This is a genomic window from Saccharopolyspora gregorii, assembly GCF_024734405.1.
Taxonomy (GTDB): domain Bacteria; phylum Actinomycetota; class Actinomycetes; order Mycobacteriales; family Pseudonocardiaceae; genus Saccharopolyspora_C; species Saccharopolyspora_C gregorii.
Genome location: NZ_CP059556.1, coordinates 6,129,164 through 6,143,273 on the forward strand (window position 1 = coordinate 6,129,164; position 14,110 = coordinate 6,143,273).

At 72.9% G+C, this 14,110-nt stretch carries 16 protein-coding genes; 7 read left to right on the plus strand and 9 right to left on the minus strand.

All coding sequences use genetic code 11. The features are described 5' to 3' along the window. The first annotated feature begins 264 nt into the window (after positions 1 to 264). From H1226_RS27045 to H1226_RS27055, 4 genes are all read left to right on the plus strand, one after another. A complete protein-coding gene (locus H1226_RS27045) occupies positions 265 to 984 on the plus strand; it encodes a lysozyme (RefSeq protein ID WP_224958028.1) in 720 nt (239 codons plus the stop codon). 40 nt (positions 985 to 1,024) lie between these two features. After that, positions 1,025 to 2,158: a pentapeptide repeat-containing protein gene (locus H1226_RS27050; RefSeq protein WP_258344143.1), complete on the plus strand. Its 1,134-nt coding sequence runs from the start codon at positions 1,025 to 1,027 to the stop codon at positions 2,156 to 2,158. A 232-nt stretch (positions 2,159 to 2,390) separates the two neighbouring features. Beyond that, entirely contained in the window at positions 2,391 to 2,558 is a 168-nt protein-coding gene (locus tag H1226_RS28400; RefSeq protein WP_373690094.1) for a Scr1 family TA system antitoxin-like transcriptional regulator, read from the plus strand. Beyond that, positions 2,555 to 2,752: a DUF397 domain-containing protein gene (locus tag H1226_RS27055; protein ID WP_258344145.1), complete on the plus strand. Its 198-nt coding sequence runs from the start codon at positions 2,555 to 2,557 to the stop codon at positions 2,750 to 2,752. Before H1226_RS28400 ends, H1226_RS27055 begins: the two co-directional genes overlap by 4 nt. Before the next feature lie 108 nt (positions 2,753 to 2,860). On the opposite strand, the gene purL is transcribed toward H1226_RS27055, so the two are convergent. The 3 genes from purL to purS form a co-directional block, all read right to left on the minus strand. Then, positions 2,861 to 5,149 (minus strand): phosphoribosylformylglycinamidine synthase subunit PurL, encoded by a 2,289-nt coding sequence (purL, locus tag H1226_RS27060; RefSeq protein ID WP_258349512.1) that lies wholly within the window; start codon positions 5,147 to 5,149, stop codon positions 2,861 to 2,863. Positions 5,150 to 5,217: 68 nt separating this feature from the next. Then, positions 5,218 to 5,895 carry a phosphoribosylformylglycinamidine synthase subunit PurQ gene (gene purQ, locus H1226_RS27065; protein WP_224968034.1) on the minus strand — a complete coding sequence of 226 codons (678 nt, stop codon included), beginning with the start codon at positions 5,893 to 5,895 and terminating at the stop codon, positions 5,218 to 5,220. A 136-nt stretch (positions 5,896 to 6,031) separates the two neighbouring features. Next, positions 6,032 to 6,271: a phosphoribosylformylglycinamidine synthase subunit PurS gene (purS, locus tag H1226_RS27070; protein ID WP_258344148.1), complete on the minus strand. Its 240-nt coding sequence runs from the start codon at positions 6,269 to 6,271 to the stop codon at positions 6,032 to 6,034. 752 nt (positions 6,272 to 7,023) lie between these two features. Here purS and H1226_RS27075 point away from each other — a divergent pair. Further along, positions 7,024 to 7,659: an MBL fold metallo-hydrolase gene (locus H1226_RS27075; RefSeq protein WP_258344150.1), complete on the plus strand. Its 636-nt coding sequence runs from the start codon at positions 7,024 to 7,026 to the stop codon at positions 7,657 to 7,659. Positions 7,660 to 7,683: 24 nt separating this feature from the next. On the opposite strand, the gene H1226_RS27080 is transcribed toward H1226_RS27075, so the two are convergent. The 4 genes from H1226_RS27080 to purB form a co-directional block, all read right to left on the minus strand. Then, positions 7,684 to 8,124, minus strand: coding sequence for an ATPase (locus H1226_RS27080; protein ID WP_258344151.1), 441 nt, complete (start codon positions 8,122 to 8,124; stop codon positions 7,684 to 7,686). A gap of 166 nt (positions 8,125 to 8,290) precedes the next feature. Further along, a complete protein-coding gene (locus tag H1226_RS27085) occupies positions 8,291 to 9,085 on the minus strand; it encodes a DUF2334 domain-containing protein (protein WP_258344161.1) in 795 nt (264 codons plus the stop codon). Positions 9,086 to 9,359: 274 nt separating this feature from the next. Next, entirely contained in the window at positions 9,360 to 10,247 is an 888-nt protein-coding gene (locus H1226_RS27090; RefSeq protein ID WP_224958040.1) for a phosphoribosylaminoimidazolesuccinocarboxamide synthase, read from the minus strand. A gap of 113 nt (positions 10,248 to 10,360) precedes the next feature. After that, positions 10,361 to 11,791 (minus strand): adenylosuccinate lyase, encoded by a 1,431-nt coding sequence (gene purB, locus H1226_RS27095; RefSeq protein WP_258344164.1) that lies wholly within the window; start codon positions 11,789 to 11,791, stop codon positions 10,361 to 10,363. Between the two features lie 133 nt (positions 11,792 to 11,924). Between purB and H1226_RS27100 the strand changes: the two genes are divergently transcribed. Both H1226_RS27100 and H1226_RS27105 read left to right on the plus strand, forming a co-directional pair. Next, on the plus strand, positions 11,925 to 12,245 hold the full coding sequence (locus tag H1226_RS27100) for a DMT family transporter (protein WP_258344166.1): 321 nt from the start codon (positions 11,925 to 11,927) through the stop codon (positions 12,243 to 12,245). 18 nt (positions 12,246 to 12,263) lie between these two features. Continuing rightward, complete coding sequence (locus H1226_RS27105; RefSeq protein ID WP_258344167.1) at positions 12,264 to 12,845, plus strand: TetR/AcrR family transcriptional regulator; 582 nt, start codon at positions 12,264 to 12,266, stop codon at positions 12,843 to 12,845. A 4-nt stretch (positions 12,846 to 12,849) separates the two neighbouring features. On the opposite strand, the gene H1226_RS27110 is transcribed toward H1226_RS27105, so the two are convergent. Next, positions 12,850 to 13,515, minus strand: a complete 666-nt coding sequence (locus H1226_RS27110) for a hypothetical protein (RefSeq protein WP_258344169.1) — start codon at positions 13,513 to 13,515, stop codon at positions 12,850 to 12,852. Between the two features lie 13 nt (positions 13,516 to 13,528). Beyond that, a complete protein-coding gene (locus H1226_RS27115; RefSeq protein WP_224958051.1) occupies positions 13,529 to 14,044 on the minus strand; it encodes a SigE family RNA polymerase sigma factor in 516 nt (171 codons plus the stop codon). Positions 14,045 to 14,110: the final 66 nt, after the last annotated feature.

The window sequence follows — 14,110 nt, forward strand, 5'->3', positions numbered from 1 at the left end:
GCGGCGTCCGGATTGCGCCATTCCGGTCATTCACCCACGTTCGCGCTGCAAAAGCTGAAAAACATTCGCCACACTTTCGGGCTAGGCGGACGCCCGACCCCGGACACCGGCTTCGACTCTTCGAGAGGGCCACCTTCGATGACGCATTCGAGTGGACGCGCTCGCCGGCGCGGCCTGATCTCCCTACTCTCGATCACCTGGGCGTGCGCGCTGCTCGCGACCCCCGCGCACGCCGGCACATCCCCTCTCCGATCGGAGGAAGCGATGAGCACCCAGGCCGACGAGCCGGCGACCGACCACGCGATGGGCTCCCAGATCCGCAAGCACGAAGGCGGCGACGAGACCCGCGGCGCACCCGACAAGTCCCCGCTCGCCACCGTCGAGGGCATCGACGTCAGCGGGCACCAGCAGAACGTGGACTGGCCCGCGTACTGGGGCCAGGGCAAGCGGTTCGCGTTCGTGAAGGCCACCGAGGGCACCACCTACCGGAACCCGTACTTCGCCCAGCAGTACAACGGGTCCTACGACGTCGGCATGATCCGCGGCGCCTACCACTTCGCGCTGCCGGACGTCTCCAGCGGCGCGGCGCAGGCGAACTTCTTCGTCGACCACGGCGGCGGCTGGTCGCCCGACGGCAAGACGCTGCCCGGCGCGCTGGACGTGGAGTACAACCCGTACGGCGACACCTGCTACGGGCACTCGCAGGGCTCGATGACCGCGTGGATCAAGGACTTCTCCGACACGTACTTCCACCGCACCGGCCGGTACCCGGTGATCTACACCAGCACGAACTGGTGGAACCAGTGCGCGCGCGGCGACTTCAGCTCGACGAGCCCGCTGTGGGTCGCGCGCTACGCGGGCAGCGTGGGAGCGCTGCCGTACGGCTGGGGCTTCCACACGTTCTGGCAGTACAGCTCGACGCCGATCGACCAGAACGCGTTCAACGGCGCCTACTCCCAGCTCGAAGCCATCGCTCGCGGCTGATCCGGCCCCGCCGGGAGCCGCCGGCTGCGAAGATCGCCCCGTGGACGAGCAGGGGACGCGGCGGCTGCGCCGGGCGGGACTGGCCGGGACGATCGTCGTGGCGGTGGTCGTGCTGTGCGGGGTCAGCACCGCGCTGCTGGTGTTCGACCCCCGCAGCACCGGCGCCGACGCCCTCCGCACCGGCGGACTCGCCGCCGGATCCGTCGTCGCCCTCTACGCCCTCTGGCTCAACGACCGCCGACGCCGCGTCGAGGAACGCCGCCAGGAACTCGACCAGCAGCGCCAGGAGCTCGACCGGGAGCGCTACGACCTGGAGCGCAGGCGGCAGGAGCTGGAGGACCGCCGCACCGGCCACGACCGGGACCGCGCCGACGACGAGCGCTTCGCCCGCGCCGTGGAGCTGCTCGGGCACGCCGCCGACCAGGTCCGGGTCGGCGCGATGCACTCGCTGGCCGCTCTCGCCCGCACCAGGCCGCAGTACGCGCAGACCGTGCTGGACGTGCTGTGCTCCTACCTGCGCAGGCCGTTCGACCATCCGAAGTGGACTCTCCCGGAACTGCTGCCGGGCGGCGACCTCCCCGAGATCGCACCGGAGCTGGAGCGGGAGCGGCACGCGCGGCAGACCGCGCAGCGGCTCGTCGTCGCACTGCTGCCGCACCGGGACACCCCGGACGCACCGATCCACGACCTGGACCTGACCCGCGCCTGGCTGGAGCGGTTCTCCCTCGAAGACCGCATCGTCGGGCGCATCGCCGCCTACCGCTGCCGCTTCCGGCACACCACGGTCTTCAGCGGTGCGGTGCTCCGCGGCGGCGTGCACCTGCGGGACTCGGTGTTCCTCGGGCGGATCCGGGCCACCGACGTCGAGTTCGCGGGGCCGGTGGAGCTGCGCGGCGCGCGGACCGTCGCACCCTGCGACTTCGCCCGGTCGGTGTTCCGCGCCCCGGTGGACCTCAAGCGGCTCACCGGTGAGCAGCGGTGGTACGTGCGCGACGCCCGCTTCGACGCGGCGGTGGACCTGCGGTCGGCGCGGCTGATCGGCGGCCTGGACCTCGGCGGCACCGCCCCGCCCGCCGCACTGCGCGCCGAGGAGTCCCGCGTCGCCCCCGTCTCCCACCTCGACGGCTGGGACCTGGCGGCCTCCCCCGAGCAGCCACCGCGCGCCGGGTCGTGACAGCGGACCGGCAGGACTCGGGAGGAGCCTGGATCCACCCGGGCGCACCGTCGAGCCGCGGCTGCCGTGCCGGGACCACCGCGCCGATGCGGACTCCGCAGTGGGCCCTACGCTGCTCGGGGTGATCAAGCGGGCGTTCGCCGACGAGTCGTTCCACGAAGCCACCTCGGGCGGGTGCTGCGTGGCCCCGCGGCAACGAGCCGTGCGGTAGGGGTGAGCGAAGGCGCCGTCGATCGTCCACGTCGAGCACCACAGCGCCAGCGCCTTCCTGGACGAACCTGAAGATGTTTCCGCTTACGACGCGCTCCGGAGTACCGTTCTCGCGGCAGCGCTCAGCGCGGTGGAATCGGCCGAGTTGCTGGCGACCTACGCACGCGATTGGGAAGGCAGGGGAACGTGACTTCCGAGCCGCTCAAGGGATGGCGCACCAGCACGCGGACCTCCGCGACGCAGACCTGCGTGGAAGTCGGCGGGGCGCCGGGGATCGCGGGCGTGCGGGACACGAAGGACCGCGAGGGCGGGACCCTCCGCATCGACTCCGCCCGCTGGGCGGCGTTCCTCGCCGCGATCGGCTCCGGCCGCTACGACCGCTGATCGTCCGGCGGCCCGTTCGACCGGCCCGACCGAGCGGACGAGCCGCGCCCACGACGCGGAACGGCCCGCCGCCCCTGGTCGGGGTGGCGGGCCGTTCGGGGTGGAACGTCAGCCGAAGAGCGCCGGGAGGGTGCCCTCCCACGCCTCGCGGAGCTCCGCGAGCGGGATCTCGGCGATGTCCTGGATGTCCAGGCTCGACGTGCCCGCGTCGGCGACGCCGACCTTCGAGCACGGCAGCTCGCGCGCCGCGCACATCTCGGTGAACCGCAGCTCCTCGCTGCGCGGCACCGCCACCAGCACGCGGCCCGCCGACTCGGAGAACAGCGCGACGAACGGGTCCACGCCCTCCGGCAGCACCACGCGGGCACCGCACTCGCCGACCAGCGCCGTCTCGACCAGCGCCTGCGCCAGCCCGCCCTCGGACAGGTCGTGCGCGGCGGAGATCATGCCGTCGCGGGAACCGGCCAGCAGCACGTCGGCCAGCAGCTTCTCCCGGGCCAGGTCCACCTTCGGCGGGGTGCCGCCGAGGTGGTCGTGGGCGACGCGCGCCCACTCCGAACCGCCGAACTCCTCGCGGGTGTCCCCGAGCAGCAGCAGCGTCTCGCCCTCCTCGCCACCGATGCCGGTGGGGATGCGGCGGGTGACGTCGTCGATCGTGCCGAGCACGCCGACCACCGGCGTCGGCAGGATCGGCTGGCTGCCGGTCTGGTTGTAGAAGCTGACGTTGCCGCCCGTCACCGGGATGCCCAGCTCCGCGCAGCCGTCCGCCAGCCCCTGCACCGCCTGCTGGAACTGCCACATCACGCCCGGGTCCTCCGGCGAACCGAAGTTCAGGCAGTTCGTCACCGCCATCGGGGTCGCCCCCGTGGTGGCCACGTTGCGGTACGCCTCGGCCAGCGCCAGCTGCGCACCCGCGTACGGGTCCAGCCGCGTGTAGCGGGCGTTGCAGTCGGTGGCGACGGCGATGCCGCGGCCCGTCTCCTCGTCGATGCGCAGCACGCCGCCGTCCGAGGGCTGGGCCAGCACCGTGTTGCCCCGCACGTAGCGGTCGTACTGGCTGGTGACCCACTCGCGGGAGCACAGGTTCGGCGACGCCGCCATCGTCAGCAGCGTCTCCCGCAGCTCGTCCGGGGTGGACGGGCGGGCGAGGGTGTTCGCGTTGTCCGCGGCGATCAGGTCCTGCTCACCGGGGCGCTGCACCGGCCGCTCGTACACCGGGCCCTGGTGGGCGACGGTGCGCGGCGGCACGTCCACGACCAGCTCGTCATGCCAGTAGATCTCCAGGTTCTCGCCGTCGGTGACCTCGCCGATCACCGTCGCGAGCACGTCCCACTTCGCGCACACCGCCATGAACTCGTCCACGCGGGACGGTTCGACGACGGCGCACATGCGCTCCTGGGACTCGCTGGAGAGCACCTCCGCCGGGTTCATGCCCGAGGCGCGCAGCGGCACCCGGTCCAGGTCCACGCGCATCCCGCCGTCACCGGCCGAGGCCAGCTCCGAGGTCGCGCAGGACAGGCCGGCGCCGCCCAGGTCCTGGATGCCCACGACCAGACCCGAGTGGTACAGGTCCAGGCAGCACTCGATCAGCACCTTCTCGGTGAACGGGTCGCCGACCTGCACGCTCGGCAGCTTTTTGCGGCCCGTGCCGCCCTCGGCGTCGTCGAAGGTCTCCGACGCCAGCACCGAGACACCACCGATGCCGTCCAGGCCCGTGCGGGCGCCGAACAGGATGATCTTGTTGCCGGTGCCGGAGGCGTGCGCGAGGTGCAGGTCCTCGGTCTTCATCACGCCGACGCACATCGCGTTCACCAGCGGGTTGCCCGCGTAGGACTCGTCGAACACGACCTCGCCGCCGATGTTCGGCAGCCCCAGGCAGTTCCCGTAGCCGCCGACCCCGGCCACCACGCCCGGCAGCACCCGGCGGGTGTCCGGCGCGTCCGCCGGGCCGAAGCGCAGCGGGTCCGCCACCGCGACCGGCCGGGCGCCCATCGCCATGATGTCGCGGACGATGCCGCCGACACCCGTGGCCGCGCCCTGGTACGGCTCCACGTACGACGGGTGGTTGTGCGACTCCAGCTTGAACGTGACCGCCCAGCCGTCGCCGATGTCCACCACGCCCGCGTTCTCGCCGATGCCGGCGAGCATCTTCTCCCGCATCTCCGGCGTCGTGGTCTCGCCGAAGTACTTCAGGTGCACCTTCGAGGACTTGTACGAGCAGTGCTCGCTCCACATCACCGAGTACATCGCCAGTTCGGCGTCGGTGGGGCGGCGGCCCAGGATCTCCTTGATCCGCTCGTACTCGTCGTCCTTCAGGCCCAGCTCGCGGTACGGCTGCGCCAGGTCCGGCGAGGACTTCGCGATGCCCACCGTGTCCAGCTCCGGCCGGGACTCCACCGGATCCGCCTCCGGGCCGTCGGCGACCGCGGCCACCGCGGCGGCCGTCGCGTCGTGCTCGTTGTTGCTCACGCTGCCACCAGTACGTCGAGAGCGGACAGGAACATGCCGAGGCCGTCATCGGTGGGCCCGGTCAGCGGGTCGATCGCGTGCTCCGGGTGCGGCATCAGGCCCGCGACCCGGCCGCGCGCGTCGGTGATGCCCGCGATGCCGCGCAGCGAACCGTTCGGGTCGTCCTCCAGGTACCGGAACAGCACCCGGCCCTCGCCCTCCAGCTCGTCCAGCACGGCCTGGTCCGCCATGTAGGCGCCCTCACCGGACTTCAGCGGGATCAGCAGCTCGGCGCCCGCGTCGTAGCGGGACGTCCACGCGGAGGAGTTGTTCTCGACCTTCAGCCACTGGTCGCGGCACACGAAGTGCAGACCCGAGTTGCGGGTCAGCGCACCCGGCAGCAGCCCGGCCTCGCACAGGATCTGGAAGCCGTTGCAGATGCCCAGCACCGGCATCCCCTGCCCGGCGGCGCGCACCACCTCGCCCATCACCGGGGCGAACTTCGCGATCGCGCCGCAGCGCAGGTAGTCCCCGTAGGAGAACCCGCCCGGCACGACCACCGCGTCCACGCCGCGCAGGTCCGCGTCGGCGTGCCACAGCGGCACCGCCTCGGCACCCGCCTTGCGGACCGCGCGCTGCGCGTCCACGTCGTCGAGGGTGCCGGGGAAGGTGATGACGCCGATCTTCGGGCTCATTCCGGTACCGCCTCTCCGCGATTCACACTGGTGGTTGCGCCCGGCTGAACCTCGCGTTCCGTGGTTCCTCGTGGCCGGCTTGCGTCACGTTCCCCTGAGGTGCGGTTACGCAGGACTGAAGTGGGCCCGAAATCGCTCATGCTTCCACCCTGCGGACGACGAAGTCCTCGATCACGGGGTTGGCCAGCAGCGTTTCGGCGATCTGGGCGAGCGTGGCGTCGTCGACGTCGTCGGCGACCTCCAGCTCGAACCGCTTCCCCTGGCGGACTTCGGAGATGCCCTCGAAGCCGAGCCGGGGCAGCGCAGCGGCCACCGCCTGACCCTGCGGGTCGAGAATCTCCTGCTTGGGCATGACGTCGACGACGACTCGGGCCACGGGCGATGCTCCCGGATTCGTGCAGATCCTCCTGCCCCGTGCAGGACAGGGATGGATGTCCAGCAGTACCTGCAAAGGGTAACTGAGCTGCGGGTTCACCCTCGCAGACAGGTGCACCGAAGCGCCGTGGACCACATCCGACCACGCTCCGCGACCGAACCGTCACGATTCACCCGGGCGGGAAGGTCACGCGAATCCACTCCCACTTTCCGCGCAGTGCTGCTCAGCCGAATTCAGCAGCATTGCGCAGAACGCATTTTCAAGCTGTGTCCTCCGGCACTTTCCGCCGCATTCGCGGAACGTTCACCGGACTTCGCACGTCTTCCTCATGGCAACACCGGAAGGCGGGCCACGACGAGCACCGCGCGGACCGCACCGCGCACCCCGAACACCGACGAAACCCCAGCTCCCCGGCCGCAGATCCCGAACAGGCCGGGTGGAACCGCCACCGCAGGCGCGCGTTCGCGCGACGCGGGGCGGCGGGGATTCCGCCACCCCCCAGCGGAATCCCCGGAACGCTTCCCGTTGCGCCGCACACCCCCCGATCAGCGGCGCAACGGGAAGCCCCGGACACGTCAGTTCCGCGATGCGTTCCTGGTCTCACCCGAATGGGAGAACTCGAATTCCGCGACCCGTTTCCCGGCCACTTCCCCGGTGAACCGGACCGAACGCCCGGCCGCACCGAAAACGACCTCGCGCCCCGCTCTGGGAAGCTGGAGGTCGACACCGATGCGTCCGGGGAGGGCGAGCCGATGAAGATCACACACTTCGGACACGCGTGCGTGCTGGTGGACACCGGGCAGGCGCGGCTGCTCATCGATCCCGGCGCGTTCTCCCAGGGGTTCGAGGAGCTGCGGGACCTCGACGCGGTGCTCATCACCCACCAGCACTTCGACCACCTCGACGCCGAACGGCTCCCCGGGCTGCTCGGGGCCAACCCCGGCGCGCGGCTCATCACCGACCCGGCCACCGTGGACATCGTCACCGGCCAGGGCTTCCAGGCCGAAGCGGCCCGGCCCGGGGACGCGTTCGAACTCGGCGGGGCCGCCGTGAACGTCGTCGGCGGGCAGCACGCCGTGATCCACCCGGACATCCCGGTGATCGACAACGTCGGGCTCGTCGTCGACCACGGCGCCTTCTACCACCCCGGCGACTCCTTCCACGTGCCCGAGCAGCGGATCGACGTGCTGGGACTGCCCACCGGGGCGCCGTGGCTGAAGCTCTCCGAGGCCGTGGACTTCCTGCGCGCCGTCGCGCCGCGGGTCGCGGTGCCCATCCACGAGGCGGTGCTGGCCTCGCCCGCGATGCACCACCGGATGTTCGAGCAGCTCGCGCCGCAGGACACCGACGTGGCCGTGCTGGACCGGGCCGCGGCGACCTCCGTGTAGGACGCCGCCGCGGCCGCTGGTGGATCAGTCGTCGTGGTGGTCGTCGTGGTCGTCGTGGTCGTCGTCGAAGCGGTCGTCCCGGTCGTCCCGGTCGTCCCGGTCGTCCCGGTCATCCTGATCGTCGAACCGGTCGTCGTCGAACCGGTCGTCGTGCCGCTCGGCCGCGCCCGGCGGCAGCGGCGCAGGCCCGCCGGCCCGCAGGCGCGCCTCGGCTTCGGCTTCCGCCCGATCGTCCGCGTCGTCCCACGGCCCGTCGTCGAAGCGGTCGTCGCGGTCGTCCCGTTCCCAGCGGTCGTCGTCCCAGGGCCCGTCGTCGTCCCACCTCGCGGGTGCTCCGGCGGCCGGGTTCTCCGGCACCGCGCCGGTACCCGCGCCCGCGAGCGCGACACCCGCGCCGCCGACTCCCAGCACGCCCACGATCGCCGCGGTGGCCAGCACCGCCCTGCTCGGCTTCCTGATCCGCATCCGTCCTCGTCCTCCCGGTCGCTTTCCTCCTGGACGAGATCGAGCTTCGCGGCCGCGGATGAGCTCACCCTGAGCCCGAGGTGAAAGCACGTTCACCCGAACGGGACCAGGTGAGTGGGCCGTTCGACCAGTGCGGTGGGGCTGGTGGGCCGTTCACCTGGGGTGCTCAGCTGGAGAGTGGATCGAGGTTGCGGACCGCGGCGGGCAGCGGCACGCGCCGGCGGGGGACGGCGGTGGCGGCGAACACGGCGTAGGTCGCGGGCTCCGCGCCGCGGTGCAGCGCGAGGTCGACCGCGTCCAGCACGGCCTGCCGCGAACCGGACCGCGCCAGGTCGGCGGCGTCCACCGCGAGCCGCACCGGCCGGCCGCGCCGGGCCGCCCGGCTCACGCCCAGCACCAGCGCCCGGCACCACCAGTGCTCCACCCGGGTGCCCGGCCCGAGCGCGTGCACCCGGGCGCGGTGCACCCGTCCGGTGCGCAGCTCGTGCACGCCCAGCGCGTCGGCGCACACCGCGAAGTCTCGCCTGCGCAGCGCCGTCATCGTGCCCGGCGAGGACAACCAGCGCGGCGGCACGAACAGTTCGGTGCGCAGGCCCAGCCGGTCCAGGGCGGCGGCCGCGGCGTGCAGCCGCAGCCCGGCCTCGTGCGCGGGGAGCGCGGCGAACTCGGCACCGCGGACCGCGGCCGTCGGACCGGACGACGCCACCCGCGGCAGCAGCCGCTGCGCGTGCGGGGCGTGGTCGAAGCCGTGCAGCGCCACCGCGGCCCCGAGGCGGCGCCGCTCCCGCACCCAGCTCACCGCGGGCCGGTCCGGCCCCGGTGGCGCGGTGCCGTTCGGGCGCGGCGCCACCAGCAGCGTCAGCGGGACGCGGCGCAGATCCAGCTCGGCGGCGAACCCGGCGCAGTGCTCCAGCGCCCGGTCTCCGAGCCCCGACAGGGAGACGACCAGCGGAAAGCCCACGGCTCACCATTGGGCCGCACCCGGGTGTCCCGGCCCTGACCGCCGGGTGACCGAACGGCGCAGATCGGGCGAACGTCGCCCGGGCGATCAAGCGGGCCGGATGTCCGCGAGTCGGCGTCCGCGGACCGGAGGCCCGCAGGCCGGGCGTTCGCAAACCCGGAGGTCGTCGAGCCGGGCGTCCGCAGACCGGGGGTCGGCGAACCGGCGGTCGACGGATCGGGTGATCAACGGGTCGATCGGCCGATCGGCGAACCAGCGGCAGGCGGGCCCGGGATCAGGCGGGTGAGGGCCAGTCGGCGAGGTCGCGGCCGGTGATGCGCTCGTAGGCCTCGACGTAGCGGTCGCGGGTCGCGGCCACCACCTCGTCCGGCAGCGACGGCGGCGGCACGTCGGAGGCCCGGTCCCAACCGGACTCCGGCGAGGTCAGCCAGTTCCGCACGTACTGCTTGTCGAACGACGGCTGCACCCGGCCCGGCTCGTAGCCGTCGGCCGGCCAGAACCGGGAGGAGTCGGGGGTGAGCACCTCGTCGCCCAGCACGATGCCGTCGGCGTCGAGGCCGAACTCGAACTTGGTGTCGGCGAGGACCACGCCGCGGCTCTCCGCGTGCTCGGCGGCCCGCGCGTACACCCGCAGCGTCAGCTCCCGCAGCTGCTCGGCGCGCTCCCGGCCCACCTCGGCGGCCACGGCGTCGAAGCTGACGTTCTCGTCGTGCGAGCCGAGCTCCGCCTTCGTGGCCGGGGTGAAGATCGGCTCGGGCAGCCGGGACGCCTCGGTCAGCCCGTCCGGCAGCTCGACGCCGCACACCGCGCCGGTCGCCCGGTAGTCGACGAGGCCGGAACCGGTGAGGTAACCGCGGGCCACGCACTCCACCGGCAGCATCTCCAGCCTGCGCACCAGCAGCGCGCGGCCGCGCACCTCGGCGGGGATGCGCGGGTCGTCGTGCGCGACGACGTGGTTCGGCACCAGCTCGGCGAGCAGGTCGAACCAGAACACGCTCATCGCCGTCAGCACCCGGCCCTTGTCCGGGATGGGGGTGTCGAGCACGTGGTCGTAGGCCGAGATGCGGTCCGACGCGACCATCAGCAGGTGCTCGTCGTCCACGGCGTGCAGCTGGCGAACCTTGCCCGCGGCGATCAGCGGGTATGCCGAGAGTGCGACCACGCGGCGATTCTCCCCCACGCCGACCGCCGCCCGGCCGAGCGGCCCTCCGGAGGCTCCGGTGCACGGCCCGTTCGCCCGGGTCGGCTGGGCGAACGGGCCGTCCACCTGCGGGATCAGAGGATGGGGGACGGGGTGTACCGGGCCGCCTCGGGGTAGCGGGCGACGACCTCGTCCACCGCGGCGACGACGGCCGCGACCTGGGCGGAGGCCGCGCCGGTGAAGGACAGCCGGTCGGCGAGCAGCTCCTCCAGCGCCGCCTTGTCCAGCGGCAGCCGCTCGTCCGCGGCGAGCCGGTCCAGCAGGTCGTTGCGCTCGATCCCCTGCTCCCGCATGGCCAGCGCCACGGCGACCGCGTTCTCCTTGATCGCCTCGTGCGCGGTCTCCCGGCCGACGCCGGCGCGCACCGCGGCCATCAGCACCTTCGTCGTCGCCAGGAACGGCAGGTAGCGGTCCAGCTCGCGGGCCACCACGGCCGGGTAGGCGCCGAACTCGTCGAGCACCGTCAGGAACGTCTCCAGCAGCCCGTCGAACGCGAAGAACGCGTCCGGCAGCGCGATGCGGCGCACCACCGAGCAGGACACGTCGCCCTCGTTCCACTGGTCCCCGGCCAGCTCGCCGCCCATCGACGCGTAACCGCGCAGCAGCACGGACAGGCCGTTGACCCGTTCGCAGGAGCGGGTGTTCATCTTGTGCGGCATGGCGCTGGAGCCGACCTGGCCGGGCTGGAAGCCCTCGGTGACGAGCTCGTGGCCCGCCATCAGCCGGATCGTCTTCGCCACCGAGGACGGCGCCGCGGCCAGCTGGGACAGCGCGGTGAGCACCTCGAAGTCCAGCGAGCGCGGGTACACCTGGCCGACGCTGGTGAGCACCTTCCCGAACCCGAGGTGCTCGGCGATGCGGCCTTCGAGGTCGGCGAGCTTCCCGGCGTCGCCGAGCAGGTCCAGCATGTCCTGCGAGGTGCCGACCGGGCCCTTGATGCCGCGCAGCGGGTAGCGGGCCAGCAGGTCCTCGACCCGGCCGAACGCGACGAGCAGCTCGTCGGCGGCCGTCGCGAACCGCTTGCCGAGCGTGGTGGCCTGCGCCGCCACGTTGTGCGACCGGCCCGCCACGACCAGCTCGCCGTGCTCGGCGGCCAGCCGCGCCAGCCGGGCCAGCACGGCGACCACGCGGTCGCGCACGTGCTCCAGGCTGCGGCGGACCTGCAGCTGCTCCACGTTCTCGGTGAGGTCGCGGGAGGTCATGCCCTTGTGCACGTGCTCGTGCCCGGCGAGGGCGTTGAACTCCTCGATGCGGGCCTTCACGTCGTGCCGGGTCTGGCGTTCGCGCTCGGCGATGGAGTCCAGGTCGACCTGGTCGACGACCCGCTCGTAGTCGGCGACCGCGCCCGCGGGCACGTCGACGCCGAGGTCGGCCTGGGCGCGCAGCACGGCCAGCCACAGCTGCCGTTCCAGCACGATCTTGTGCTGCGGGGACCACAGCTCGACCAGCTCCGGCGAGGCGTAGCGGTGGGCGAGCACGTTCGGGAGGTGGGGCTTGACCGTCACGGCTGGCCAGGATACTTCCCGGCCCCGGGCACCAGGACCGGGCAGGTCGGCGCGGGCGGAAAAGCGGTCGAGGGCGCGGTCGGTGCGGGCATCCTCAATTCTGGTACGGTCGTACCGAAAACTGGAGGTAGTGATGGCGTGGATCGTGCTGATGATCTCCGGCGTGTTCGAGGCGGGCTGGGCGATCTCGCTGAAGCTCTCCGACGGCTTCAGCAAGCTGTGGCCCAGCGTGTCGTTCCTGGTGCTGGCCGCGATCAGCTTCAGCGGCCTCGCCTGGGCCATGCGCACGCTGCCCGCAGGCCCCGCCTACGCGGTGTGGACCGGCATCGGCGCCGCGCTCACCGCCGTGATCGGCATGGTGTGGCTCGGCGACGCCGTGTCCGCGCTCAAGATCGTGTCGCTGGTGCTCATCGTCGCCGGGGTGATCGGGCTGAACCTCGTCGGATCGCACTGACTCCTAGGATCGGGCGCCATGACAGCCGCCACCCCCAAGGGCGAACGCCGCCGCCACGCACTCGTCGCGGCGGCGGCGGAACTGCTCGCCGAAGGCGGGCTCGAAGCGGTGCGGCACCGCGCCGTGGCGGAACGCGCCGGGCTGCCGCTCGCGTCCACCACCTACTACTTCACCTCGCTCGACGACCTCGTCGCCGCCGCCGTCGAGCACGAGGGCCGCGCGGAGCTCACCGCGGGCCGCGCCCGGCTCGACGGGCTCGCCGACGAGCTCCGCACCACCGAGGACGTCGTGGAACTGGTGCTGGACCTGCTGCTGGGCGCCGGATCCCGGATCGGCGGCACCGAGCCGGTGCTGCTGCGCTACGAACGGCTCGTCGGCTCGCCGCGGCGGCCGTACCTGGCGCCGCTGATGCGGGAGCTCACCGGGGAGCTGAAGGACCTGCTCGGCGAGATCCTCGCCCGCAGCGGCAGGCCCGTCGACCGCGAGCAGCTGGACGAGCTCATCGCGCTCGTCGACGGGACCGTGGTGAACGCGCTCATCGAGAGCGACCCCGAGCCGCGCCGCGCGGCCCGCCGAACCCTCCGCCGCAGGCTCGGCTGACCGGTCAGAAGCGGGGCGCCAGGTCCGCCGCGATGCCGTCGAGGCGGTCGGCGAACGGCGCCGTCGGCGCGCCCATCGGCTCGCTGAGCACCGTCAACGTCCGGCCGCTGCGCGTCGGCACCTCCACCACCTCGGTGTGCGGCGCCCGGCCCTCCGCGGCCGCGGGTTTCGCGCCGGACGGGCTCAGCAGCAGCGCCACCTTCCCCGACACCGCGCCCTCCCGGACCGGGACCGCGGCGGTCCGCGACCCGATCGGGCAGGAACCGTCGGCACCCGTCGGCCGGGTGCTCCCCGCCTCCGGCAGCTGCTCGGCCAGCGCCGCGGCCAACGCCGAATCCGGTGCGCCGCACTCGGCGCCCGCCTTCGGGTCGCCCAAGGTGATCGGGCCGGAGCGCGGCGTCGCGGGCTCCTGCGGCAGCGCCATCGGCGCCTGCGTCGGCTCGGCCGGGGCCTGCGCCACCGGTTCCCCGGACTGGCCGAAGAACCCGGTGCCCACGCCGACCCCGCCGACCAGCACGGCCGCCGCGACCAGCGAGCCACCGGCGAACGCCGTGCGGCGGCGCGCCGTCACCCGGCGGGACCCGCGCAGCACGTCCTGCTCGTCGAACGACGCCTCGGGCGCGTCGCGGGCCGCGTTGCGGAAGAGCTGTTCCAGCTCGGTCTCGTTCACTTGCCGCACCTCCTCACGACGTCGATCGAAGATCGTCGAGCTGGCCGCCCAAGGCCTCGCGCAGCGCCTCCAGCCCACGGGCCGACTGGCTCTTCACGGTGCCTTCGCTGCACTTCATCACCTCGGCGACCCCGGCGACGTCGAGCCCCTCCAGGAATCGGAGCACCAGCACGGCCCGCTGCTTCGGCGGCACCTGGCGCAGCCCGGCGACCAGCGTCTGCCGGGTCGCGATGCCGTCTTCGACCGAGCCGCCGGTGGGCCGGTCCGGGAGCACGTCGGTGAACTTCTCGCGGCGCCACGGCCGCCGGGACTCGTCGATCACGGCGCGGCTGAGCGTGCGGCGGACGTACGCGTCCAGCGCGCCCTTGTCCCGCACCTTGCGCCAATGCCGGTGCAAGGAGATGAACGCGGTCTGGGCCAGGTCGTCCGCGCGGTGCCAGTCACCGCACATCATGTACGCCATCCGACGAACCGCCTCCCGCCGAGCCGCGAAATACTCCGCGAACTCCTGCTCCTCGCGCTGGTCCACGCGGAACTCTCCGCTCGTCCGTGCTTGCACTGCTGGGACGGTGCGCCCGGCACCTGTGGTTGCACG